We start from the raw sequence: 23,297 nt of genomic DNA on the forward strand, positions 1-23,297 counted from the left end.
AATTTGATGTGCACTTTAACCTTACAGAAGGCTTTTTGGGGATAATCCTTAGCGTTTTTGGTAAGTAATTCTGACATTGGATAAAGGATTAAAGGGTGTAAATCTCATCCCGGTAAAATCCCTGTGCCTAAAAAATAGGAACTGTTAAATACAAGCTTTAGCTTTGCAGCAGAATGAGTAGAAATAGAAAAGCTGGAACAGTTACTATCCTTCCCAACTTGAGTATCATTGATATTGCTGAAGAGGGCAAAGGAGTAGCGAAAGCAGACGAGTTAGTCGTGTTTGTAGATAAAGCCGTGCCAGGTGATATCGTTGATGTAAAAATTGTAAAAAAGAAAAAGAATTTTGCAGAGGCCGTTATTGAAACGTTGCACACTGCCTCTGAATTGAGGACGGATCCGTTCTGCCAGCATTTTGGAACCTGTGGTGGTTGTAAATGGCAGCATATGCAGTATGATGCACAGTTACACTTTAAACAGAAAAATGTGGAAGCTGCATTGCAACGTCTGGCAAAAGTAGATATCTCTTCAATGGAACCTATTCTGGGCTCTGCAGAAAATAAATACTATAGAAATAAACTGGAATACACTTTTTCTAATAAACGCTGGCTAAATCAGCATGACATGGATGATCGGGATGACCTGGAAATGAATGCCCTCGGGTTTCATGTGCCCTTGCGTTTTGACAAGATCCTTGACATTCAGCACTGCTATCTGCAGGCAGAGCCATCCAATACATTGAGAAACCAGGTACGTGGTTATGCCCTGAGAACCGGATTGAGTTTTTATGACCTTCGTAACCATGAAGGAAACCTCAGAAATCTGATTATCAGAACCTCCTCAACCGGCGAAGTAATGGTAGTGGTAGTGTTTGCCTTTGTGGAACAGGAACAGGTAGACGGACTGATGGAGTACCTGAAGCTAAATTTCCCTGAGATCACCTCCTTGCTTTATATCATCAATCAGAAAAAGAATGATACTATTTTTGACCAGGACGTCATCACTTACGCTGGCAGAGACTATATTTTCGAAGAAATGGAGGGGCTTAAATTTAAAATCGGCGCCAAATCTTTCTACCAGACCAACTCTCTGCAGGCCCATGAATTGTACAAGATCACGAAAGACTTTGCAGGGTTCAGCGGTGATGAACTGGTGTATGATCTCTATACCGGGGCAGGTACCATCGCCAACTTTATTGCAGGCAGTGTAAGGAAGGTAATTGGGGTAGAATATGTGCCGACGGCCATCGAAGATGCAAAATTCAATTCTGAGCTGAACGGTATTGATAATACTGTATTTTATGCCGGTGATATGAAAGACATCCTGACTACCGCATTCATTAATACACATGGTAAACCTGACGTGGTGATCACGGACCCCCCGCGTGCAGGTATGCATGCTGATGTGGTACAGCGTCTGCTGGAAATGGAAGCTGAAAAGATCGTGTATGTAAGCTGCAACGCGGCTACACAAGCCAGGGACCTGGCTTTGTTAAAAGAGAAATATGAAGTAAGCCGTATCAGACCGGTTGATATGTTTCCGCATACCCAGCATGTGGAAAATGTGGTTTTATTAAACCTGATCAAATAGTTTTATACATTAAAATAAGTAATAGATGGATATAGAAGAGTTAATGCCCCAGCAGCCGGAAGAAGCAGGAAAAGATAAAAAGGTTAGCCCGCTGGTAAGCCTGGAGAAGGACCTTGAACTATATAAGGAATCGATTCATGAGATCGCCGTAGAAATCATCGCAGAGGGCATCTCGAAACACCCGATATTCGTTGCACATCAGCATACCGTGTCTATAGGCGAAATGATCCTGAACAGGGAGGAGCTAAATACCAACTGGACCATCCAGGCTTCCATGTTTGAGGAATTTGTGGAAAAGGGAATTATCAAACCTGAGTACAAGGAATTGTTCCTGAAAGCTTATAAAAAACCAGAAGACTATATGTGCGTGTTCGTAATTGTTCCTGAAGGGGCTAATTTTATTTATTATCCTTATCACGCAAAACGATAGGTTGCAGAGTTTATCCGTAGCGGTGCATTTAAAATTGGTACTAATCCATCTTTTTTACTGTACCGCTTTTGGCACCTGAATAGTTTTGAAGTGAAGGATTGCCTTTGTAATGGATATTGCTTCCGCTGTTTGAGGTAGTTTCGAGTTCCTTGCTGACATTTATTTTTAGATCAGCACCCGAACTTGCGGTTACCGTTGCATAGTCTGTAGCCAGCTCAATTGCGTTTACCCGGCTGGCAGAGCTGGCTTCCAGTTTCATCCGGGCAGCCGTTCCTTTTAGCAATGCTGATGCGCCACTGCTGGTTTTTAAATGTAATTCCGGACATTCGACAGCAGCCGTGACAATGGCACCTGATGATACAGAAATGTCAAGACCGGGTGTTTTTAACGTATTCTCTGTTTTTACTGAGCTTCCATCGCTGGCCTCAATGACATTCAGGTTTTTATAGGTGATAAATACTTTGGCTGTTCTGTTTAGCCATCTTTTTTTTTTGCTTCTGACTAATCCCCATTTGACATTCAGGCTATTTCCTGTCTGCTCCACTAATACCACATCGATCAGGGTTTCATCCGCAACTATCTTTGCGGATTCGACGGCGCCCTGCGTGATGATCAGTTCAATTCCTGTAGTAGTATGGATTTCCGAAAAATCCCTCACAGGTACTTCTTTAGACTGCTGAATTTGCGCTCTCAGCACCGGAGCGCTAATGCATAACATCATGACTAAGGATAAAGCGGGTTTAATTAGATCTGGTAATTTCATATGATGGTTTATTTCAATAGAGCTGCTTATGAGATAACGTATAAACCCTTGTTTATGTATAAAACAAGGGTTTAGTATGCTGGCATATCAGCCGTAAAATAAAGCAATTTTATGGGTAATTACACTATACTAGTTTATTCTCGATACGCTTGAACTCCTCTCATTACTGTTGTTCTTTAAAGCTGCCGCACCCTTATAACGGATATTGCTTCCGCTGCTGGTATGGGTCTCCAGTCCTTTGATCACGTTGATCTTTATGTCGGCACCGGAACTGGTATTCGCTCTGGCGTACTCGGTTGACAGGCCCAGTGCATCTACAGAACTTCCTGAGCTGGATTCTATCTGCATATTGGTAGCAGATCCTGCCAGTGAAGCGGAAGCTCCGCTGCTGGTTTGCAGTTGCAGGTCGCTGCATGATATTTTTGCATCCATACTGGCTCCTGAAGATACCGAGGCATTCAGCCGGTCAGTTTTTAATGTGTTTTCAGTTCTTAGCGAACTTCCGCTGCTTGCCGATATGCTGTTTAGCTTTTTGTACGTAATGTATACTTTGGCACTCTTATTTTTCCACATTTTACTCATGCCCCAGTTTTCTTTCCAGCCCACCTTCACACGGTTTCCGCTTTTTTCTACAACCACTTCGTTAATCACGTCGTCGTTAGCCACTATTTTTGCAGATTCAGCTGCTCCTTGTGTGATATGCAGTTCTATTCCGGCAGCAACCGAAACTTCCGAGAAATTACTTACAGAAACGTTTTTGGTTTCCTGCGCTTTTAAGGAAAGGCCGCTCACCGCGACTGTAATCAGGCATAGTAATGCCGATTTTATTAAGGATAATGATTTCATATCAATTATTTTATTTAGGATTATCTAAATTAGACGCCTGACTAGTCCAAACGTTGCAGCGTTTTGAAATTATTTTTCTGATATTTGATTTACAACCTTAAAATCCTTCTTTTTGCGGGATAACAAACATTTACAAATGGCCGATTCACGATTACTTATTTTAGATAAAAAACAGATCCAGCAAAAGATCAACCGTATGGCTTACCAGATATTGGAAGACAATTTAAATGAGAAAGAAATTGTGCTTGCAGGTATCTGGGACAGGGGATATAAGCTCGCCCTGCGCTTAAAAAATATCTTGCTTGAAATATCGGATCTGAAAGTAACCATGTTTAAAATTGATCTGGAGAAAGATAAAAGCCACCTTTCTGTAGTTACTGACCCTGAGCCGGGAAAAGTGAAGAACAAGGTAATTATCCTGGTAGACGATGTATTGAACAGCGGTAAAACACTGGCCTATGGTTTTGGTGTTTTCCTCAACACTCCCCATAAAAAAATACGCACAGTAGTGCTGGTAGACAGAAGTCATAAGATCTTCCCGGTGGCGACGGATTTTGTAGGCTTACAAATGGCTACCGTATTAAAAGAACATGTGGATGTGGTACTGGATGTTGAAGGGCAGGAGGATGGTGTTTATTTAAGCTGATTATGCTTAACCTGGCATTCATCTATATCATCCTTATATTCCTGGTACTTCGCTTTTCGGTTACTTTATTCAATTTTTTATCTAATCCAAAGTTGGGGAAGTACGGAAGGCATTTTTCAAATCAGGTATCTGTAATTATCACTGGTACACATGATGCAGAGGCCCTGATCAATATGCTGCATGCTTTAAGGGAACAGGATTATCAGCATATAGAAGTGATTGTTTCGCAACCTGCGCAATATAAAACAAATGCGGCGGTTAAAGCTATTTGTGCAGCTGATTCCCGCTTTCAGCTCAGAAAAAAAAGTTCTTTTCATGCGGAGGAAACTACCGGCGACTATATTCTTTTCCTGGAACCAAATGTTCTTGTGCATAACGGATTGATCAACAGTCTGATCTACAGAACAAAGGTGTTCAACCTGGCGTTACTTAATATTATCCCCACGCAATCTGTCTCAGGTATTGTGAACTATGTACTGCTTCCCCTCAGTGATTTTGTACTGCTCAACCTGATCCCCTTAAGGCTGGTGCGCTTATTTTCGAGCCCTGTATTTTCTGCAGGTGGCAGCGAATGCATGTTTTTTGATGCCGGGATCTATAAGGCCTATAACTGGCAGCAAAAGGTAGGGCGAGAGGCTCCTGAAGCAATGGAAGTGGTAAGGGCGGTAAAACAGGAAGGTTATAAGGTAGAAACCCTGCTCGGGTATAAACTGATTTCTGTGCCGGGAACCCGGAGAACAAATGGTTTGTTTCTTAAAACCGGTCAGCACCTGCTAGAAACTTTTGGCAATAATATTTTCGCTGCCTTTTTGTATCTCGTTCTTGTGGTGGCGGGGCCTCTGGTCATGCTGCTAAATTATGAATACAGCCTCCTCATTCTTCCTGTAGGCCTCATTTTTCTCAGCAGGATCATGATCTCCTTTTTATCCGGGCAGAATCCTGTGTGGAATGTTCTGCTCCATCCCCTGCAGATGTTGTTTTTAATGGGCTCCCTGATCACTGAGATCTATACACAACTTATTCGGCTCATCAGAGAGAAGATGTAATGATATAAAACTCTTTTTGTGTAATTTTGTTGGTAAATGCAATGGGACAATGGCAATTGAAAAAATAAGTGATATGAAATATGATTTGGCCGTTACTATCGATAAAGCTTCAGGTTTTTGTTTCGGGGTGGTGTATGCGATAGAAATGGCCGAAGATATTCTGGCCGAAGAGGATTATTTATACTGCCTCGGTGATATTGTGCACAATGATGAAGAGGTGAGGCGTTTAACTGACAAGGGCTTAAGAATCATAGACCATGAACAGCTTGCTCTGCTTCATAATGAAAAAGTGCTGATCCGTGCACATGGTGAGGCCCCGTCTACCTATCAGCTGGCCCTTGAAAATCAACTTATTTTAATAGATGCATCTTGTCCGGTAGTACTAAAATTGCAGAACAGGATCAAAAACTCATATGACGACAGGGAGCAGATCCTGATCTTCGGAAAACATGGCCATGCCGAGGTAATTGGCCTTCAGGGACAAACTGATGGTAATGCCATTGTATTTCAGGATCTCGCGGAATTAGACCATGTGGACCTGCCGGCTAAATTTACGCTGTATAGCCAGACCACCAAAAGCACCGAAAAATTCTACCATATCAAAGAGCAGCTGCTGAGCAGGGGATATGAAGTAAAGGCCAATGATACGATTTGCAGGCAGGTATCAAACCGGTATGAAGATCTTGAAAAATTTGTGCTGAACTATGACAGAATCATTTTTGTATCGGGTAAAAAATCATCAAATGGCAAAGTGCTTTATGATGTATGCAAAAAGTACAATGATAGCTCATATTTCATTTCCAGTAGCGATGAACTCGATCTGAGCTGGTTTAACCCCAATGACAAAATAGGCATATGTGGTGCTACCTCAACGCCTATGTGGCTAATGGAACAGGTAAAAGCAGAGCTGGAGTCGTTTTAATCAATTTTGTTCATCATTAAAAAGTAATTATTGAACGGCCGTTTTCGTAGCCGATTCAGCGAGTGTATATTTGTTTCTTTATCAGTCTGAGATTTTTAATTCAGGTTGGTTTCTATTTGTATTTATGGGAAAAAAGGGTGTTTTATTAGTGAATTTAGGGACTCCTGACAGTCCGGAGGTAAGTGACGTACGAAGATATCTTGATGAGTTCCTGATGGATGAGCGTGTGATCGATATTAATGCTTTCAACAGAACATTATTGGTTAAAGGTATCATTGTTCCGTTCCGGAGCCCGAAGACTTCAAAGTTATACAAAGAGATCTGGGATGAGAACGGCTCGCCCTTATTGTATTACAGTAAAATACAGGCCGCTTTGGTTCAGGAACAGCTTGGACCGGATTACCACGTGGAGCTGGCTATGCGTTACCAGAGCCCTTCCATTGAAACAGCACTGGCAAATATGAAGGCCGGTCTGGTAGAAAGTATTCAGGTCATCCCCTTATTCCCCCAGTATGCTTCGGCAAGTACAGGTTCTGTTATTCAAAAAGTGATGGAGATCATTGGCAAATGGCAAACTATTCCGCCGATATCCTTTGTGAATTCCTTTCACGACAACGAGGTGATGATCGATACTTTTGCGGATAACGCGAGGAAATTCCAGCCTGAAACTTATGACCAGATCCTGTTCAGCTTTCACGGCCTCCCCGAGAGGCAGCTGAAAAAATGTGATCACTCCGGAAACCATTGCCTCAAAACGGAGAACTGCTGTGCTGCGTTAACGGATGTAAACAAATTCTGTTACTCTGCGCAGTGCCATGATACCGCCCGTCTGATTGCAGAGCGGTTAAATATACCTGAAGATAGGTATTCCGTGTGTTTCCAGTCAAGGCTGGGAAAAGAGCCCTGGGTGCAGCCTTATACGACTGATACGCTGAAAGCGTTGGCGGCCAGGGGAAAAAAGAGACTGCTTGTGTTTTGTCCTGCTTTCGTGGCCGACTGTCTCGAGACCCTATACGAAGTTACTGTGGAATACGGTGAGGAATTCAAGGCACTGGGCGGTGAGGAAGTACAGCTGGTGCCCAGCTTAAATGATTCCCCGAAATGGATATCAGGGCTTGTGAAGATGGTTACAGACCAGCATTCATCTGTGTATACGTCTCCAGATATTTAATAATCTGTGCCGTTGATCCGGTTTTGTCCAAAACGTATTTTTTTGCAGTATCACCTGCATGTTCATCTTTCTGCAGTGCCGCAAAAGCTGCAGAAAGTTCAGCGGCAGATTTAATACTGATTGCCGCCTGTAATGCAATCAGGTCTTTTGCTTCTTGGAACTTGTCATATTTCGGCCCAAAGATTACCGGTAAGCCAAATGCGGCAGCTTCAAGTGTGTTGTGGATGCCCGTTCCAAAGCCCCCGCCAATATAAGCGATCTGCCCGTACTGGTAAACCGAAGAAAGCATTCCTATGTTATCGATGAGCAGAACCTGCCGGCCAAAACCTGCCGGAGATTTTTCCAGCTGTGTATATCTTGCCGCATCGGGCACAAGCCTCATGATCTCCTGCAAATGCGCCGGATTGATCTCGTGGGGAGCAATGATGAACTTCCATTCGGGAGCCGCCGTGATCAGCTCTTTGAGCAGCTGTTCATCGGGAAGCCAGGTGCTGCCCGCGATAAAAACAGGAGACTGTCCGCAGAATTTTTGGATCAGCGGCAATACCTTCGGCCGCATCGTGTTTTCGGCTACCCTGTCAAATCTTGTATCCCCGCTCAGGGTTACGTTCTTTAAATTCAAATCTTTTAAGAGGTTTACACTTTGTTCATTCTGAACAAAAAAATACGTAACAAACCCCAGTATTTTTCTGTAAAAATTCCCATACCATTTAAAAAACACCTGATCCGGTCTGAAAATTCCTGAAATAATGATTAGTGGAATGTTTTGTGCATGAAGTGTTTTAAAATAATGATACCAGAATTCATATTTGGTGAAAACTGCGATTTCCGGATTGACTAAATGAATAAAATCAGCCGCATTTTTTTTTGTATCGAGCGGTAAATAGAAGATGCCGTCTGCCAGGGGATAGTTTTTTCGGATTTCATATCCTGAAGGCGAAAAGAAAGTAATTATAATCCGTTTTTCGGGGTGTTTTTCCCTCAATTGTTCCAATACAGGCCGTCCCTGCTCAAATTCTCCTAAAGAAGCAAAGTGAAACCAAATATGCTTTTTTGTTATATCTATATTATTTTTTATGGTTTGTATTATATTGTTTCTGCCTTTTAAAAATAATTTCGCTTTAACATTAAATATTGAAACGATGTGCAGAACTATTTTATATAAAAAAATACCAAAATTATAAAGCCAGAGCATTTTGTACGTTTATTTATTATCTTAGCCGAAGATACTTGATTAATTCGTAAAATTTAATCATTATCTGCTAATACGGTATGCTATAGCGTTATGATTTCATACAAGTTTATGTAAGCTACTTAATTATTAAAAATATATTCATATGAAAATTGCCGTAATCGGAACAGGGTATGTTGGACTCGTAACTGGAACTTGTCTTGCAGAAACAGGTAACACTGTGATTTGTGTAGACATTAATGAAGCTAAAGTTTTGAAAATGCAGAATGGTGAAATACCCATTTATGAACCAGGGCTGGATGTATTGTTCTTGCGTAATATTGAGCAGAAACGATTGACATTCACCACTGATCTTGCTTTAGCTGTGAAAGATGCTCAAATTATTTTTATGGCGCTTCCAACGCCTCCGGGTGGTGATGGGGCCGCAGATCTGTCTTACATTCTTGGTGCTGCCAAAGACATTTCTAAACTGGTTACCGAATATAAGGTGATCGTAAACAAATCTACAGTGCCTGTAGGTACTGCGGATAAAGTACAGGCAGTGTTCGCTGCACACACTGATGTGGAGATTGATGTGGTTTCAAACCCTGAATTCCTGCGTGAAGGTGTGGCGGTTGAAGACTTCATGAAACCTGATCGCGTGGTGATCGGAACACGCAGTGAACGTGCTAAAAAATTAATGGGTGAATTGTACGGCCCTTATGTACGTCAGGGAAACCCGATTCTTTTCATGGATGAGAAATCTTCGGAACTGACTAAATATGCTGCCAATTCATTTTTAGCTACAAAGATCACTTTCATGAATGAGGTTGCTAATCTTTGTGAGCTGGTAGGTGCTGATGTGGATGCTGTCCGCAGAGGAATTGGTTCTGATGAAAGGATCGGAAAACGCTTTCTTTTTCCGGGTATCGGTTATGGTGGTTCATGCTTTCCGAAGGATGTACAGGCCCTGGCTAAGTCGGCCGAAGAGAACAAATACGATTTTGCAATCCTGAGAGCTGTAATGGTCATCAATGAGAAACAAAAAACTGTATTGGTAGAGAAGGTGTCTAAATATTACAAAGGCGACCTTAAAGGCAAACATTTTGCCATCTGGGGACTGGCATTTAAGCCTGAAACAGATGATATCCGTGAGGCTCCTGCTTTGTACATCATTGATGACCTGATCAAATTAGGCGCAACAGTTACGGTTTTCGATCCTGAAGGAATGGCTAACGTAAAAAATATCATTGGTGACAAAGTTGTTTATGCTGAAAATCAGTATGATGCTTTAACCGGTGCAGATGCATTACTGATCGCTACTGAGTGGTCTGTATTCCGTAACCCTGATTTCGATAAGATCGAAGAAAAATTGATCAGCAAAGTTATTTTCGACGGACGTAACTTATATGATCTTGATAAAATGGTTGATTTGGGATATTATTATAACAGTATTGGCCGTAAATTGGTAGAGCATGGAGCGTAAAAGAGTATTAATAACCGGTGCCGCCGGTTTCCTGGGATCACATTTGTGCGACAGGTTTGTTAAAGAAGATTATCATGTGATTGCGATGGACAACCTGATTACAGGGGACCTGCAAAACATTGAGCATCTTTTTGAACTCGAGAATTTCGAGTTTGCGCACCATGACGTTTCTAAATATGTCTATGTACCGGGAAAACTGGATTACATCCTTCATTTTGCTTCTCCGGCAAGCCCTATAGATTATCTTAAAATCCCTATTCAGACCCTGAAAGTAGGTTCCCTTGGAACACATAACCTGCTGGGCCTGGCTAGAAATAAAAATGCCAGAATGATCATTGCCTCTACTTCTGAAGTATATGGCGATCCGAATGTTAATCCTCAGCCGGAAGAATACTGGGGCAATGTGAACCCGGTAGGGCCGAGAGGTGTTTATGACGAGGCAAAACGTTTCCAGGAGGCTATCACAATGGCTTATCATACTTTCCATGGTTTAGAGACGCGTATCGTTCGTATTTTTAATACGTACGGACCAAGGATGCGCCTCAATGACGGACGCGTTTTACCTGCGTTTATCGGACAGGCACTGAGAGGTGAAGACCTTACCGTTTTTGGTGATGGTTCGCAGACACGCTCTTTCTGTTATGTGGATGATCTTGTGGAAGGAATCTACAGGTTGCTGCTGAGCGATTATGCGCAGCCTGTAAATATCGGAAACCCTGATGAGATCACTATCGGCCAGTTCGCCGAGGAGATCATCAAATTAACTGGTACAACACAAAAGGTTATTTATAAGGAACTTCCTGTTGATGATCCTAAACAACGTCAGCCAGATATTACTAAAGCAAGGGCCCTGTTAAACTGGGAACCTAAGGTTGACCGCGCTGAAGGTCTGAAAATAACCTATGAGTACTTCAAAAGCCTGCCTGCTGAAGCACTGGTAAATAAGGAACATAAAGATTTTACAACGTATAACAAATAATCAGCAATGGGGAAAATATTAGTTACAGGTGGCACAGGTTTTATTGGTTCTCACACAGTTGTTGAGTTGATCAATGCAGGTTATGAAGTTGTCCTTGTGGACGACTTCTCCAACTCAAACCCAAAGATCCTTACTCAGCTGGAAACAATTACCGGTAAAAAGCCTGATTTTACTGAACTGGATCTTTGTGATGAACGGAAAGTGGCCGAATTTGTTGCCGCTCATCCTGATATCACCGGCGTCATCCATTTTGCAGCGTTTAAAGCTGTGGGAGAATCGGTAAGGTTTCCCTTAAAGTATTACAGGAATAATTTTTATTCACTCATCAACCTGATCAATGCCTTTAACAGCAACATAGGGCTGGTGTTTTCGTCTTCCTGCACGGTATATGGTCAGCCAGATCAATTGCCCGTAACTGAGGATGCAGCTGTAAAAAGAGCAGAATCTCCTTATGGAAATACCAAGCAGATCGCTGAGGAAATCTTAACGGATACCTGTGCGGTTACGCCGGACCTGAGGGTGATCTCTCTTCGTTACTTTAATCCCGTTGGTGCACATGAGTCTGCCCTGATCGGCGAACTGCCAATTGGCGTTCCCCAGAATCTGGTTCCTTTCATCACCCAGTCAGCTATAGGTAAGCGTGGCCCGATCACTGTATTCGGCAGCGACTACAATACGCCGGACGGAAGTGCCGTTAGGGATTATATTCATGTGGTGGATCTTGCCAAAGCGCATGTTGCTGCTATTCAACGCCTGGAAACTAAAAAGGCTGAGGGCAACTACGAAGTGTTTAATCTGGGTACAGGTAAAGGTTCATCCGTTCTGGAGATCATCCAGGCATTTGAAACTTCTACCGGCGAAAAATTAAATTATACTGTAGGGCCAAGAAGGGACGGTGATGTTGAACAGGTTTGGGGAGATGTAACCAAGTCGGCTGAAGGTTTGGGCTGGAAAGCTGAACTGGACGTAAACGAGATGATGCGCTCTGCCTGGAAATGGGAAAAATACCTAAAGGATAACCCCTTCTAAATGTTGTTAAAGGATCATAAAGATCTTAAGGCCGCAATAACGGCAATTCCTCCTAAAGAAAAGGACAAGTTACTGCTTCGTCTGATCGCAAAAGATAAGGTGCTCACTGAGCACCTTCATTTTAAATTGCTGGAAGATGAAAGCGACCTGGAACAGCGGAGGGAAGCACTGACCACGGAGCTTGATGAAGCTGTCTCTGCTTTGGTGAAAATGAGGAAATCAACCTCAAAAGACGCTTTGTCTATCCTAAGGAAACTCAATGGAAGGGTAAATCACCATTATAAGGTAACGAAAGACCCGAATACAGAAGTGGAGCTTCGTTTACATTTATTAATGATTATACCTTTGGGATATAATGAAAGCGTTTTCTCGCCTCTGGCAAAGTTTAATGAGCGGCTAAAAACGTATTTTTTGAGGACTACCCTTGCGCTGTATAAAAAATATATCAAGCTGCATGAGGATTTACAGTACGACTTAAAAGATGAGTTCAATATCCTGTTGCAGAAACTGGGTCAGCACCAGTTGAGTAATGGGGCACGTGAAGTCGGACTGCCTGGAGAAATAGAATAAAACAAACATTACAATGAAACCTGCATAAGATCTTACTTTACAGAAGTAAAGCGCCTGTGCAGGTCTCGTCACCGATGAAAAGCAAATATATAGCAATGAAAAAGATTTTAATAACTGGTGGAGCAGGATTTATTGGATCTCACGTAGTGCGGAGATTCGTCAATAAATATCCCGACTACGAAATAGTAAACCTGGATAAACTCACCTATGCAGGTAACCTCGCCAATCTGACGGACGTTGAAGCGCGTCCGAATTATAGATTTGTAAAGGCAGATATTACAGATGCCGCGGAAATCAATGCTTTATTCGAAAAGGAAAATTTTGATGCCGTAATCCATCTGGCTGCGGAATCACATGTGGACAGGTCTATCACCGATCCTACGGCATTTGTGATGACAAATGTGATCGGAACAGTTAACCTGCTGAATTCAGCACGGGAATTCTGGAAAGGTGATTATGCTACCAAGAGATTTTATCATGTTTCTACTGATGAGGTTTATGGGGCATTAGGTGATACCGGTATGTTTACTGAAACTACAGGTTATGATCCGCATAGTCCTTATTCAGCTTCTAAAGCATCCTCAGATCATTTTGTAAGGGCATATCATGACACATACGGGATCGATGTGGTGATCTCTAATTGTTCAAATAATTATGGCTCACACCATTTTCCTGAAAAGCTGATTCCTCTTGCTATCAATAACATCAAGAACAGCCTGCCGGTGCCTGTATATGGCAAAGGCGAGAACATCCGCGACTGGTTATGGGTTGAAGACCACGCACGTGCAATTGATGTGATCTTTCATGAAGCTAAAACAGGGGAGACCTATAACATTGGTGGGCACAATGAATGGAAGAACATTGATCTGATCCATTTGCTGTGTAAGATCATGGACAAGAAACTGGGACGTAAAGAAGGCGAATCTGCCAGCCTGATCACTTTTGTAACTGACCGTGCAGGACATGATTTACGTTATGCCATAGATTCTACAAAATTACAGGAGAAATTAAACTGGGTGCCGAGCCTGCAGTTTGAAGAAGGACTGGAGAAAACCGTTGAATGGTACCTTGATAATGAAGAGTGGTTAACGAATGTGACCTCAGGAAACTATCAGAAGTACTATGAAACGCAATACAGCGCGAGGTAGGTTTTCTAACATACTATATCATCATCGCTATAGCCTGAATTGCTCTAAACATAGCTCTTTGCTATAGTTTAAAAGAGTTCTTTCTGGCTTCGCTGAAAAAAAAGGTATCCCTCTTTCAATGCTGCCTGCTGCTGAAGCGCAGCAGAGAAGGCATCGTAAGAGGGATACCTTTTTTTTGAGATGATCCAATAGCATGATGGCTTGATACGATGGCCTGGCATGGCGGCTCGATCGGATGGCTATGCATGAAGCCGGTCTGAGGGTTAATAGCTCTTCCCTTATTTATGATTCTTTCCTGAGCTGAATGACACTATACGTTGGTTTGGCATCATGCTTAAAGCGCTTGTTTAGAAAATCTCCTGGATAATCTTTAAAAAATTGGTGGTACTATATGACGGCCTGGTCGTTCTTTTGCGCAGCAAATTAATGCAGCCGGAATATAGTACCACCAATTTTCAGCAGCAGAAGATCCCTCAGAAAACAAGAAATCAATTAGAAAACAAGAAATTAATTAGAAAACAAGAGATCACAGTTAGAAAACAAGAAATCCATTCGAAGAATAGTTCAGCGATAGAGAATAATAGATCAATTATAGAAATGATCTATTATCAATGATAAATAAATTATACGGAGAACAGAATATAAATACCTCCGCTACGTAAAATGCTTACTCGTAACGCAGCGCTTCTACAGGATCGAGCTTTGATGCCTTCCTTGCAGGATAATAGCCTGAAACCACGCCAACAAGTACGCAGAGCGCAAAGCCACCGATGATAAACAACCATGGGATGATGAATGCACCTCCCATTGCCAGTGAAATTGCATTTCCGAGCAGTATTCCGAACAGGATCCCCATTGCACCCCCCATGAGGCAGATCATTACTGCTTCGATCAGAAATTGCTTCCGGATCACAGACGGATTGGCGCCGATAGCTTTCCTGATACCGATTTCCCTCGTCCTTTCCGTTACCGAGACCAGCATGATATTCATTAATCCGATGGAAGCCCCGACAAGCGTGATCACACCGATCGTAATCCCGCCAACGGCAATCATGGCAAGGTTCTCAAATAAGGTTTGCGCTACTGCATCACTCTTGGTGATCTCAAAGTTGTTGGGGTCAGTGATCTTGATCTTGCGAACCTTTCTGAATTCGGCAGTAGCTTCCCCGATAACGGTCTCCATCTGGTCATTACTGTTCACTGTTATGGTAAGCGTATAGGAAGGATTGGTGCTGGAATTGATGACCTTTGCTTTGTACAGGGGAATAAAAATGGCCCTGTCCGTATTGGAACCCAGGCTTGATCCTTTACTGGCCAGTACGCCGATCACTTTCAGCCTGCTGTTGCCGGCGGTGATGATCTTATCTATGGCTGACTCATGTTTAAATAACGTGGTGGCGATCTCGCTCCCGATAATACACAGGTTATTGCCCAGCTCTGACTCGGCGCTGCTGAAGTTCCTGCCAAAGGCAAGGTCCAGTCCCTGTGCTTTGAGCCCGTTTTCGTCGATTCCCTGTATAGAAATATTGGGATTTGTTTTTTCTTTACTGTATTTTGCTGTAGCCCCTCGTGTGGCTGTTACACTGATCGTCACTGTCGCCGGGGCTTCAAGCCTGTTCTTTAAAGCAAAGGCATCTTCATAACGGATAGATTTGAAAGGCTTGGGCCCTTCTCCCGGGCCGCCTATACGAATCCCGGTTCCCCGGTTCCGGATGGTAAAAGAATTGGCGCCCATATTGGAAAAGGCCTCAGTCATACTTTTTTTTACCGCATCGAGTGTGGTCAGGATACCTACCAGTGCCGATAATCCAATGGCGATGATCAATGCCGTGAGCATCGTGCGCAGCCGGTTACTTTGTATCGCCTGCATGGCAAGTCTTATATTTTCGGTATAGGTCATTTCCTGAAATCGATTTGAGTTGGGAGCAAAACTAAAAAGTCCCGTTGTTATGACAACGGGACCCATAAAATGTTACACTGAATCCGTAAAAAAACTTAAACGGAAAAGCTTGTTCCGCACCCGCAGGTACTGTCTGCATTGGGATTGCTGAATGTGAAGCCTCTTGAATTCAGGCCATCCTGCCAGTCTACCTGCATTCCCAGCAAATACATCTGATGCGCTTTATTCATGTAGATCTTAATTCCGTCAATTATAAATTCCTGGTCCCCCTCCTTCTTCTGGTCAAAGCCAAGCAAATAGCTCATTCCTGAACATCCGCCGCCTTCAACACCTACACGTAAACCAAAATCGTCAGATATTTCCTGCTGGTCCTTTAATTTTAAAAGTTCTTTTACAGCCGTTTCAGTAAAAGAAACCGGCGCAAACGCTGTATCTACTGTACTCATGATTTTCTAATTAGGTCTTAATTCTATTTCCAAGCCGGAATTTAAACAAAGATAATAACAAATGTTTGATGCTGTATGCCGCAAAATCCGGACACGGTCAATTTGACGTAAAGAATTAAAATTATTCATAATAAAAACACATTTTTGTTTGCAACTAACAATCATAGAATGAATGCACAATTTATAATAAATTCCCTTACGCAAGTTCTTTTGCTGACAGCCGGAGGAGTAGGAGTAGTGGTAATTTCCTGGAATCTGCTGAGAAATGATTTCAGGAAATACATGTCGGCTCAGCCTGCAGGAACCGTAAAAGGGGAAGATGCCGGATTGCTTCAGCTTCGTCTGCAGGCTTATGAGCGGATGATCGTGTTTGTAGATCGGCTTAACCCGTCAAACTTGTTTTTGAGGCTGTATGAGCAGGGTATTCCCGCTGCCGGGTTGCAGGCAATTATCCTCAATGAAGTAAGGTCAGAATACCAGCATAATGTAAGTCAGCAGTTGTATATAAATGCTGCAAGCTGGGATGTATTGCGTAAATTGAAGGATGATACCATTGTGATGGTCAACAATGCGGTAAACGGTCTGCCCGAGGACGCCAGCGGCAAGGATCTGAGCAGAAAAGTTTTGGAACACATGGCCGGAATTGCCGCGAATCCGTATGAACTCACCATAAAACTGATCAAACAGGATATTCATCAGCTATTTTAATATGGAAGAAAAAAAAAGGTTTACCAGTTCTGATATAGAGATCAGGCCATTGTACACTGAGGCTTCCGCTGTAACGGAAAAACCCGGGGAATTTCCTTTTACAAGGGGTATCCAGAAAGACATGTACCGCGGCCGTCTGTGGACCATGCGCCAGTACGCGGGTTTCAGTACAGCTGAAGAATCCAATAAACGGTACCATTACTTGCTGCAGCAGGGCACAACGGGACTCTCGGTGGCCTTCGATCTTCCAACGCAAATCGGATATGACTCTGACCATGAAATGGCTGAAGGGGAAGTGGGTAAGGTGGGTGTGGCTATTGACTCCTTAAAGGACATGGAAATACTCTTTGAAGGGATAGCGCTGGAGAAGATCACCACATCGATGACCATCAATGCCACAGCTGCTGTTTTGCTGGCGATGTATATTGCCCTTGCGAAAAAGCAGGGCGCAGATATCCGGCAGATATCCGGAACCATACAGAATGATATCCTGAAGGAATATGCTGCCAGGGGAACCTATATTTATCCTCCGAAGCCTTCGATGCGGATCATCACTGATATTTTTGAATTTTGCAGCAGGGAAGTCCCTAAGTGGAACACGATCTCCATTTCTGGATACCATATCCGTGAGGCTGGTTCTACGGCGGTACAGGAACTTGCTTTTACGCTGGCCAATGGCAAAGCCTATTTAAACGCCGCACTGGAAAAAGGACTTGATATTAATGTTTTTGCAAAGCGTCTTTCGTTCTTTTTCAATTGCCACAACAATTTCTTTGAAGAGATAGCCAAATTCCGCGCTGCCAGAAGGATGTGGGCAAAAATAACAAAAGACCTTGGAGCAACAGATGAGAAGGCACAGATGCTGCGTTTCCATACCCAAACGGGAGGCTCTACGCTAACCGCGCAGCAGCCGATGAACAATATCATCAGGGTAACCAATCAGGCCATGGCAGCCGTGCTTGGAGGTACACAATCCCTGCATACCAACGGATATGATGAGGCCCTCTCCCTGCCGACGGAGGCAGCCGCAAAAATCGCCTTGCGCACACAGCAGGTGATCGCATTTGAGAGTGGTGCAGCAGATACGCCCGATCCCCTCGCGGGGTCTTTTTTTGTGGAAACACTGACCGACGAAATTGAGCATGCAGCGCAGTTATACATTGATAAAATTGATAGCATGGGAGGTTCGGTAAATGCAATTGAAAACGGGTACATCCAAAATGAAATTGCTGCCGCTGCCTATAAATATCAGTTAGAAATTGAAGAAGCTGGCAGGATCATTGTTGGTGTGAACAGATTTGCACAGAAAGAGGAAGTAGTTACCGATACACTAGAGATTGACGAATCGATCAGGGCGATTCAGATAGAGAAAATAAGATGTTTAAAAAGCGAGAGAAACAGCCTTGAAGTGGATTCTGCGCTGTATAATTTAAAAAAAGCTGCTGAATCTGCAGATAATCTCATGCCATTTATTTTGCACGCTGTGGAAGTTTATGCCACGCTGGGTGAAATCGCAGATGTACTGCGAAGCGTTTTCGGAGAGTATTGAAAAGATGTTAATAAATAGTTATCCACACAAAAAATTGAGGTTAAGCAAGGTATAACTCTGCTGCCTAAGTACTTACTAAATAAATGAAATTTTAGTTTTTTTTGTTGATAATTTTTTGAATCTTCGATCTCCCGAAACAGTATTTTCATTAAGCTGTTTTTGCTGCCGAAAATCAACAAATATATAGGACACCTATGGAAAAAACTTGTACCGAAGTATGGAAAAACTGTCTGCAGATTATTAAGGACAATATCCCGAGCCAAAGTTTTAAAACATGGTTCGAACCGATTTCTGCCCTTAAACTGGATGGCAAAGTTTTAACGATACAGGTACCTAGTTTATTCTTCTATGAATGGCTGGAAGAACACTACGTTGGTTTGTTGCGCAAGACAGTGAAGAAACAGCTGGGAGAGGAAGGCAGGCTGGAATATAATATTGTTGTGGATAAATCTTCCAATAGCGGATCACCATATACAACCAATATGCCCTCTAATGGTAACGGGGCAGAAGCTAAAATGCAGTCTATGCCGATACCTGTTTCTATAAACAAGGATATTAAAAATCCTTTTATCATCCCTGGGCTGAAAAAGCTGAATGTAGACCCTCAGCTGAACTCAAATTATACATTCGAGAATTATATTGAGGGCGACTGTAACAGGCTGGCACGCTCGGCCGGTTATGCCGTAGCGGCAAAACCAGGTGGTACCTCATTTAATCCGCTAATGGTTTACGGAGGTGTAGGCCTGGGGAAGACCCATCTGGCGCAGGCGATCGGCAATGAGATCAAACGAACCATGCCGGATAAGCTGGTCATCTATGTGTCCTGCGAAAAATTCTGCCAGCAATTTGTAGACTCACTGAAGAATAATACGATCAACGACTTTGTGAACTTCTACCAGGCAATGGATGTGATCATCATGGATGACGTGCATAATTTTGCAGGTAAAGAAAAAACACAGGATATCTTCTTCCATATTTTTAATCATTTACATCAGTCCGGCAAACAGGTGATCCTTACTTCGGATAAAGCGCCTAAAGATCTGGCTGGATTGGAGGAACGCTTGCTGAGCCGTTTCAAATGGGGGCTTTCTGCTGATCTTCAGATTCCTGACCTTGAAACCCGTATTGCCATACTGAGAAAGAAGATGTATGCCGACGGCATTGAGCTTCCGCAGGAAGTGGTAGAATATGTAGCCCATAACATTGACAACAATGTAAGGGAGCTGGAAGGGGCGATGGTGTCCTTGCTGGCGCAGTCCACACTGAATAAAAAAGATATTGACCTCTCTTTAGCCAAGCAGATGTTAAAGAACTTTATCAAGAACACGACGAAAGAGATTTCTATGGAATACATACAGAAACTGGTATGTGAGTATTTCGAAGTTCCTGTCGATATGGTGAAATCCCCGACACGTAAACGGGAGATCGTACAGGCCCGTCAGATTTCCATGTACCTTTCTAAAAGCCATACCAAGTCATCATTGAAGACCATTGGGGCTTTCTTTGGTGGCCGCGACCACTCTACCGTAATCTATGCCTGCCAGACCGTAGAAGATCTGATTGATACGGATAAAAAATTCAAAGGTTACGTACATGATATACAGAAAAAACTCAAAATGAGCTAGGTTTTGTTGCTCAATTTGAGCTTGATATGGCGCGTTCTGCTATATCTGATTCCATATTAATAGTATAACATTGCGATGTCCTGGGGATCTTCTCCTGCTGAAGAATTTTTGTATGCTGTATTCCGGCTGCATTAATTCGCTTCGCGAAAGAACGACAAGGCCGGATACAGTATATCAAAATTTTTTAAAGATTATCTAAGGGATCATCTAAACAGGCGTATAGCAAAACCTCCGGTCATTACATCAAACTAAAGAGGGAAGCCGTGATCATAGTTCTGTTTATTTAACCGCTTGCAGTTTCAGCAATCCATAAAACAAGGCCGCGGCATGCAATGACTGTTCGATCTTGTTATCCAGCAACAGCTGTTTTACTTCTTCAATCGTATATTCTTCTACATCGAGTATCTCATGTTCATCCAGATGTTGTTCCTGCGTTTTAACGCCGCCTTTCAGCAGATAGGTAAACGTCCGGTTTGTAGACGTTGCAGGATTGGGATAAAGCGTAGCGATGAGCTCACAGCTGTCGAAGGTGTATCCCGTTTCTTCCAGAAGCTCCCTTCTCACGCCAATTTCAGGTTCTTCACCCGCTTCAATCACTCCTCCAGGAACTTCCAGGGATATGATATCAGCGGCATGACGGTATTGCCGTACCAGGATAAGTTTGTTCTCTTTTGTCAATGCTATTGCATTTGCCCAATCGGGGTATTCGAGCACGTAATAATCATCTTTAATCGTGCCGTTTTGTAATTTGCAGGTGTCTACACGTAAAGTCGCCCATCTTTCCTCCACCAGGTAACGGGAAGAAAGCTTCTGCCATTTTAAAATCTCCATCAGGAATTAAGGTTTAAGTATTGTGCTATGCTCTTTTGCCGCCCCAGGTTGATCATGTTTACAACATGATGTTTAACTTCCAGGGTTTGGTAAATGAGCTGAAGTTTCTCTGCTAATAAGGTATGCTCTCTGGTTAGATTTTTATCGAATTTCAGGTATAACAGTTGTGAAAGCATGTCCAGTTTTTCCGCAGGAAAATCTTTCTGATGGAGGAAAACTTCAAAGTCCGCAGGGCTGCAATTCAGCAGGTCCGTCAGAAGAATTCCAAATTCATGTTCAAGCATCTCCTCAATTCCACGGTCTGCCTCTTCCAGTTTGCCTTCCAGTTTGAGCCCCATCAGCTTTGCCAGTGCCTGTGCAAGCTTTTGTATTTCGGCCATTAATAGATCACGTCTGTACATATCCTACCAGCTGCCGCTACTGCCTCCGCCACCAAAACTTCCACCGCCGAAGCCACCAAAGCCTCCGCCACTGCTGCTTCCGCCGCCACCGCCGCCCCAGCTTCCGCCGGAGCCTCTGCCGCCAAGCAGGTTGCCCAAAAGCATACCCGTTAAAAAGCCTGAGCCTGAACCGCGTCCGCCCAGCACCTGGCTGCCGCCATTACCGCCGCCGCCTTTTCTGATGATAATGATGATGAAGATGATGATCAGGACAATGATAAATATAGCATTGCCGGCCTTATTGTTTGATGTTTTTGCCTTCGGATTATCATTTTTGTATTCTCCTTTGGTATACTTGATAATGGCAGTTGTGCCGGCATCAAGTCCGCTGTAATAATCTCCCTCCTTAAAATAAGGTTTGATCTCATTGTCGATAATTCTTTTGGTGATAATGTCTGGCAGCGCACCTTCAAGGCCATAACCTGTTTGCATGGCAATCTTACGGTCGCCCAGTGCAACAACGATCATTACGCCATTGTTCTTTTTTTCTGCGCCTACGCCCCATGCCCTGCCGAGTCCGAGCGCATATTCATTGATGTCATACTGGCCTGCGCTTTTAATGATCGCTATGGCAATCTGCGTAGAGCTCGAATCGTCAAATGCGACCAGTTTACTTTCCAGCTGTTGTTTTTGTACTTCCGAGAGTGTACCTGTATAATCATTTACCAGCGTATTAGGTTTTGCAGGGTAATCCTGTGCGAACCCGCTGGTATGCAATAATGCAAGGAATAATGCTAAGATTAATTTCTTCATTTGTTCTTAGTTAAATTCCTTTTTGTCCATAAAAATAATGTCGTTCGGCAGTTCATTGATATCTCCGTTTCTATGGGGGAAGTGAATAGCGAGTTTTTCTCCGGCCAGCCTGATGCCTGCAATGAGGCCGTTAACTATGTTATCCCCGGCAAAATGCGCTTTCATGGCCACCTGCGTAGTTTCCCAAAAATCGGGAGGTACAACGCGGTTGATCCCCCTGTCGCCGATGATCGCAAATTTGTGGTCATTATAGGCGAGATAGATCAATACGCCATTGTGCAGCGAGGTCTTGTCCATTCCCAGTTTGGTGAAATAGGCTGTTGCCCTGTCAAATGCTTCACCGTTACAATGTTTTTCTACTGCAATTCTAATTTCGCCTGAAGTCAGTTTTTCAGCATCGGCGATTGCGCTGGTGACCAGGTCTTGTTCTTGTTCAGTCAGAAATGACATATGTGATGTGTATTAAACAGATAAAGGGTAATGAGTGCATTTAACTAAAAACACCCAATACCCTTAAATGTTGTCCTGTTGATTAAAATTGTACTTTGGGGGCATTTTGGGCACCTTCGTCAGCCTTAAATCCAACACGTTGTTTAAATCCGAACATGCCGGCGGTAAGGTTGTTGGGGAATGATCTCACTTTCGTGTTGTATTCCTGTACCGAATCATTAAAATCCTTACGGGCAACGGCGATTCTGTTTTCCGTTCCTTCCAGTTGTACAGAAAGGTCGCTGAATTGTTGCGTAGCTTTAAGTTCAGGATAATTTTCTGTCAGCACCATCAGGCGGCTTAAGGCCTGGCCTATCTGGCCCTGTGCGGCCTGGAATTTTTCAATTTTCTCTGGCGAAAGGTCATTGGCGTCAACCTTGATCTGACTTGCTTTAGCGCGTGCTTCGACAACAGCGGTAAGTGTACCTTCCTCAAATTTAGCTGCGCCTTTTACAGTACTTACTAAATTAGGTATCAGATCAGAACGGCGCTGGTATTGTGTTTCCACCTGGTTCCATTTTGTTTTCACGTCTTCATCAAGCTTAACCATTGAATTATAGCCACAACTGCTGAACAGGGTAGTGAAGAACAAGGCTCCGATAACTCCTAATATTGCTTTTTTCATTTTTATCCTATTTTGATTTAACAAGGGTTAATTTACACATTAAGATACAATTTCCATACCTATGTTACGTTTCGGGCGAAAAACCTGACAAGATGTATGGAAATAGATGTAAAACCCCGTGTTTTATTCCAGAAT

At 43.1% G+C, this 23,297-nt stretch carries 24 protein-coding genes; 14 read left to right on the forward strand and 10 right to left on the reverse strand.

Annotated elements, in window-relative coordinates; genetic code table 11:
- Positions 1–173: 173 nt before the first annotated feature.
- A complete protein-coding gene (gene rlmD, locus BLW16_RS11880) occupies positions 174–1,589 on the forward strand; it encodes a 23S rRNA (uracil(1939)-C(5))-methyltransferase RlmD (RefSeq protein ID WP_090556794.1) in 1,416 nt (471 codons plus the stop codon).
- 25 nt (positions 1,590–1,614) lie between these two features.
- Positions 1,615–2,019, forward strand: a complete 405-nt coding sequence (locus BLW16_RS11885; RefSeq protein ID WP_090556795.1) for a hypothetical protein — start codon at positions 1,615–1,617, stop codon at positions 2,017–2,019.
- A gap of 40 nt (positions 2,020–2,059) precedes the next feature.
- On the opposite strand, the gene BLW16_RS11890 is transcribed toward BLW16_RS11885, so the two are convergent.
- Both BLW16_RS11890 and BLW16_RS11895 read right to left on the reverse strand, forming a co-directional pair.
- Entirely contained in the window at positions 2,060–2,782 is a 723-nt protein-coding gene (locus BLW16_RS11890; RefSeq protein ID WP_090556796.1) for a head GIN domain-containing protein, read from the reverse strand.
- A gap of 129 nt (positions 2,783–2,911) precedes the next feature.
- Positions 2,912–3,628, reverse strand: coding sequence for a head GIN domain-containing protein (locus BLW16_RS11895; RefSeq protein ID WP_090556797.1), 717 nt, complete (start codon positions 3,626–3,628; stop codon positions 2,912–2,914).
- Positions 3,629–3,764: 136 nt separating this feature from the next.
- On the opposite strand from BLW16_RS11895, the gene BLW16_RS11900 reads away from it, so the two are divergent.
- The 4 genes from BLW16_RS11900 (at position 3,765) to hemH (ending at position 7,413) form a co-directional block, all read left to right on the forward strand.
- Positions 3,765–4,274, forward strand: a complete 510-nt coding sequence (locus BLW16_RS11900) for a phosphoribosyltransferase family protein (protein ID WP_090556798.1) — start codon at positions 3,765–3,767, stop codon at positions 4,272–4,274.
- A 2-nt stretch (positions 4,275–4,276) separates the two neighbouring features.
- Complete coding sequence (locus BLW16_RS11905) at positions 4,277–5,320, forward strand: glycosyltransferase family 2 protein (protein WP_090556799.1); 1,044 nt, start codon at positions 4,277–4,279, stop codon at positions 5,318–5,320.
- A 73-nt stretch (positions 5,321–5,393) separates the two neighbouring features.
- A complete protein-coding gene (locus tag BLW16_RS11910; RefSeq protein ID WP_090556878.1) occupies positions 5,394–6,242 on the forward strand; it encodes a 4-hydroxy-3-methylbut-2-enyl diphosphate reductase in 849 nt (282 codons plus the stop codon).
- A 124-nt stretch (positions 6,243–6,366) separates the two neighbouring features.
- Positions 6,367–7,413 carry a ferrochelatase gene (gene hemH / locus BLW16_RS11915; protein WP_090556800.1) on the forward strand — a complete coding sequence of 349 codons (1,047 nt, stop codon included), beginning with the start codon at positions 6,367–6,369 and terminating at the stop codon, positions 7,411–7,413.
- On the opposite strand, the gene BLW16_RS11920 is transcribed toward hemH, so the two are convergent.
- Positions 7,370–8,608, reverse strand: coding sequence for a 3-deoxy-D-manno-octulosonic acid transferase (locus BLW16_RS11920; protein ID WP_090556801.1), 1,239 nt, complete (start codon positions 8,606–8,608; stop codon positions 7,370–7,372). The two genes, hemH and BLW16_RS11920, sit on opposite strands and share 44 nt — an antisense overlap.
- A 142-nt stretch (positions 8,609–8,750) precedes the next feature.
- On the opposite strand from BLW16_RS11920, the gene BLW16_RS11925 reads away from it, so the two are divergent.
- The 5 genes from BLW16_RS11925 to rfbB all read left to right on the forward strand — a co-directional run bounded on the left by BLW16_RS11925 (position 8,751) and on the right by rfbB (position 13,796).
- Positions 8,751–10,070: a UDP-glucose dehydrogenase family protein gene (locus tag BLW16_RS11925; protein WP_090556802.1), complete on the forward strand. Its 1,320-nt coding sequence runs from the start codon at positions 8,751–8,753 to the stop codon at positions 10,068–10,070.
- Positions 10,060–11,049, forward strand: coding sequence for a UDP-glucuronic acid decarboxylase family protein (locus tag BLW16_RS11930; RefSeq protein ID WP_090556803.1), 990 nt, complete (start codon positions 10,060–10,062; stop codon positions 11,047–11,049). Before BLW16_RS11925 ends, BLW16_RS11930 begins: the two co-directional genes overlap by 11 nt.
- 6 nt (positions 11,050–11,055) lie before the next feature.
- On the forward strand, positions 11,056–12,078 hold the full coding sequence (gene galE / locus BLW16_RS11935; protein ID WP_090556804.1) for a UDP-glucose 4-epimerase GalE: 1,023 nt from the start codon (positions 11,056–11,058) through the stop codon (positions 12,076–12,078).
- Positions 12,079–12,648 carry a hypothetical protein gene (locus BLW16_RS11940; protein ID WP_090556805.1) on the forward strand — a complete coding sequence of 190 codons (570 nt, stop codon included), beginning with the start codon at positions 12,079–12,081 and terminating at the stop codon, positions 12,646–12,648. It begins immediately after the preceding gene.
- Between the two features lie 95 nt (positions 12,649–12,743).
- Positions 12,744–13,796: a dTDP-glucose 4,6-dehydratase gene (rfbB, locus tag BLW16_RS11945; protein WP_090556880.1), complete on the forward strand. Its 1,053-nt coding sequence runs from the start codon at positions 12,744–12,746 to the stop codon at positions 13,794–13,796.
- A gap of 667 nt (positions 13,797–14,463) precedes the next feature.
- Here the strand turns inward: rfbB and BLW16_RS11955 are convergent.
- On the reverse strand, positions 14,464–15,696 hold the full coding sequence (locus BLW16_RS11955) for an ABC transporter permease (protein ID WP_090556807.1): 1,233 nt from the start codon (positions 15,694–15,696) through the stop codon (positions 14,464–14,466).
- A gap of 95 nt (positions 15,697–15,791) precedes the next feature.
- On the reverse strand, positions 15,792–16,142 hold the full coding sequence (locus tag BLW16_RS11960; protein ID WP_090556808.1) for a HesB/IscA family protein: 351 nt from the start codon (positions 16,140–16,142) through the stop codon (positions 15,792–15,794).
- A 168-nt stretch (positions 16,143–16,310) separates the two neighbouring features.
- On the opposite strand from BLW16_RS11960, the gene BLW16_RS11965 reads away from it, so the two are divergent.
- From BLW16_RS11965 to dnaA, 3 genes are all read left to right on the forward strand, one after another.
- Positions 16,311–16,850 (forward strand): DUF7935 family protein, encoded by a 540-nt coding sequence (locus tag BLW16_RS11965; RefSeq protein WP_090556809.1) that lies wholly within the window; start codon positions 16,311–16,313, stop codon positions 16,848–16,850.
- A gap of 1 nt (position 16,851) precedes the next feature.
- Complete coding sequence (locus BLW16_RS11970; RefSeq protein WP_090556811.1) at positions 16,852–18,399, forward strand: acyl-CoA mutase large subunit family protein; 1,548 nt, start codon at positions 16,852–16,854, stop codon at positions 18,397–18,399.
- A gap of 194 nt (positions 18,400–18,593) precedes the next feature.
- Positions 18,594–20,024 (forward strand): chromosomal replication initiator protein DnaA, encoded by a 1,431-nt coding sequence (gene dnaA, locus BLW16_RS11975; RefSeq protein ID WP_090556813.1) that lies wholly within the window; start codon positions 18,594–18,596, stop codon positions 20,022–20,024.
- Positions 20,025–20,303: 279 nt separating this feature from the next.
- On the opposite strand, the gene BLW16_RS11980 is transcribed toward dnaA, so the two are convergent.
- The 5 genes from BLW16_RS11980 to BLW16_RS12000 all read right to left on the reverse strand — a co-directional run bounded on the left by BLW16_RS11980 (position 20,304) and on the right by BLW16_RS12000 (position 23,162).
- Entirely contained in the window at positions 20,304–20,855 is a 552-nt protein-coding gene (locus tag BLW16_RS11980; protein ID WP_175470561.1) for an NUDIX hydrolase, read from the reverse strand.
- Positions 20,855–21,235 carry a hypothetical protein gene (locus BLW16_RS11985; protein ID WP_090556815.1) on the reverse strand — a complete coding sequence of 127 codons (381 nt, stop codon included), beginning with the start codon at positions 21,233–21,235 and terminating at the stop codon, positions 20,855–20,857. The genes BLW16_RS11980 and BLW16_RS11985 overlap by 1 nt, the downstream gene beginning before the upstream one ends.
- Before the next feature lie 24 nt (positions 21,236–21,259).
- The gene (locus BLW16_RS11990) at positions 21,260–22,048 is read right to left on the reverse strand and encodes a TPM domain-containing protein (protein ID WP_090556817.1); all 789 of its coding nucleotides are present in this window, start codon (positions 22,046–22,048) and stop codon (positions 21,260–21,262) included.
- Between the two features lie 6 nt (positions 22,049–22,054).
- The gene (locus BLW16_RS11995; RefSeq protein ID WP_090556819.1) at positions 22,055–22,498 is read right to left on the reverse strand and encodes a TPM domain-containing protein; all 444 of its coding nucleotides are present in this window, start codon (positions 22,496–22,498) and stop codon (positions 22,055–22,057) included.
- An 82-nt stretch (positions 22,499–22,580) separates the two neighbouring features.
- Complete coding sequence (locus tag BLW16_RS12000) at positions 22,581–23,162, reverse strand: LemA family protein (protein WP_090556821.1); 582 nt, start codon at positions 23,160–23,162, stop codon at positions 22,581–22,583.
- Between the last annotated feature and the right edge of the window lie 135 nt (positions 23,163–23,297).

This window comes from Pedobacter hartonius, assembly GCF_900107535.1.
In the GTDB taxonomy this organism is placed as follows: Bacteria; Bacteroidota; Bacteroidia; order Sphingobacteriales; family Sphingobacteriaceae; genus Pedobacter; species Pedobacter hartonius.

What these genes read in the sequence shown, in the direction of transcription:
- BLW16_RS11995 (WP_090556819.1), bottom strand. Translation starts at nt 22,498, where the DNA reads ATGTCATTTCTGACTGAACAAGAACAAGACCTGGTCACCAGCGCAATC.
- BLW16_RS11940 (WP_090556805.1), top strand. Translation starts at nt 12,079, where the DNA reads ATGTTGTTAAAGGATCATAAAGATCTTAAGGCCGCAATAACGGCAATT.
- BLW16_RS11895 (WP_090556797.1), bottom strand. Translation starts at nt 3,628, where the DNA reads ATGAAATCATTATCCTTAATAAAATCGGCATTACTATGCCTGATTACA.
- BLW16_RS11900 (WP_090556798.1), top strand. Translation starts at nt 3,765, where the DNA reads ATGGCCGATTCACGATTACTTATTTTAGATAAAAAACAGATCCAGCAA.
- BLW16_RS11905 (WP_090556799.1), top strand. Translation starts at nt 4,277, where the DNA reads ATGCTTAACCTGGCATTCATCTATATCATCCTTATATTCCTGGTACTT.
- BLW16_RS11990 (WP_090556817.1), bottom strand. Translation starts at nt 22,048, where the DNA reads ATGAAGAAATTAATCTTAGCATTATTCCTTGCATTATTGCATACCAGC.
- rfbB (WP_090556880.1), top strand. Translation starts at nt 12,744, where the DNA reads ATGAAAAAGATTTTAATAACTGGTGGAGCAGGATTTATTGGATCTCAC.
- BLW16_RS11980 (WP_175470561.1), bottom strand. Translation starts at nt 20,855, where the DNA reads ATGGAGATTTTAAAATGGCAGAAGCTTTCTTCCCGTTACCTGGTGGAG.
- hemH (WP_090556800.1), top strand. Translation starts at nt 6,367, where the DNA reads ATGGGAAAAAAGGGTGTTTTATTAGTGAATTTAGGGACTCCTGACAGT.
- BLW16_RS11970 (WP_090556811.1), top strand. Translation starts at nt 16,852, where the DNA reads ATGGAAGAAAAAAAAAGGTTTACCAGTTCTGATATAGAGATCAGGCCA.
- rlmD (WP_090556794.1), top strand. Translation starts at nt 174, where the DNA reads ATGAGTAGAAATAGAAAAGCTGGAACAGTTACTATCCTTCCCAACTTG.
- BLW16_RS11920 (WP_090556801.1), bottom strand. Translation starts at nt 8,608, where the DNA reads ATGCTCTGGCTTTATAATTTTGGTATTTTTTTATATAAAATAGTTCTG.
- BLW16_RS11890 (WP_090556796.1), bottom strand. Translation starts at nt 2,782, where the DNA reads ATGAAATTACCAGATCTAATTAAACCCGCTTTATCCTTAGTCATGATG.
- BLW16_RS11955 (WP_090556807.1), bottom strand. Translation starts at nt 15,696, where the DNA reads ATGACCTATACCGAAAATATAAGACTTGCCATGCAGGCGATACAAAGT.
- BLW16_RS11985 (WP_090556815.1), bottom strand. Translation starts at nt 21,235, where the DNA reads ATGGCCGAAATACAAAAGCTTGCACAGGCACTGGCAAAGCTGATGGGG.
- BLW16_RS12000 (WP_090556821.1), bottom strand. Translation starts at nt 23,162, where the DNA reads ATGAAAAAAGCAATATTAGGAGTTATCGGAGCCTTGTTCTTCACTACC.
- BLW16_RS11930 (WP_090556803.1), top strand. Translation starts at nt 10,060, where the DNA reads ATGGAGCGTAAAAGAGTATTAATAACCGGTGCCGCCGGTTTCCTGGGA.
- BLW16_RS11965 (WP_090556809.1), top strand. Translation starts at nt 16,311, where the DNA reads ATGAATGCACAATTTATAATAAATTCCCTTACGCAAGTTCTTTTGCTG.
- BLW16_RS11910 (WP_090556878.1), top strand. Translation starts at nt 5,394, where the DNA reads ATGAAATATGATTTGGCCGTTACTATCGATAAAGCTTCAGGTTTTTGT.
- BLW16_RS11960 (WP_090556808.1), bottom strand. Translation starts at nt 16,142, where the DNA reads ATGAGTACAGTAGATACAGCGTTTGCGCCGGTTTCTTTTACTGAAACG.
- galE (WP_090556804.1), top strand. Translation starts at nt 11,056, where the DNA reads ATGGGGAAAATATTAGTTACAGGTGGCACAGGTTTTATTGGTTCTCAC.
- BLW16_RS11925 (WP_090556802.1), top strand. Translation starts at nt 8,751, where the DNA reads ATGAAAATTGCCGTAATCGGAACAGGGTATGTTGGACTCGTAACTGGA.
- BLW16_RS11885 (WP_090556795.1), top strand. Translation starts at nt 1,615, where the DNA reads ATGGATATAGAAGAGTTAATGCCCCAGCAGCCGGAAGAAGCAGGAAAA.
- dnaA (WP_090556813.1), top strand. Translation starts at nt 18,594, where the DNA reads ATGGAAAAAACTTGTACCGAAGTATGGAAAAACTGTCTGCAGATTATT.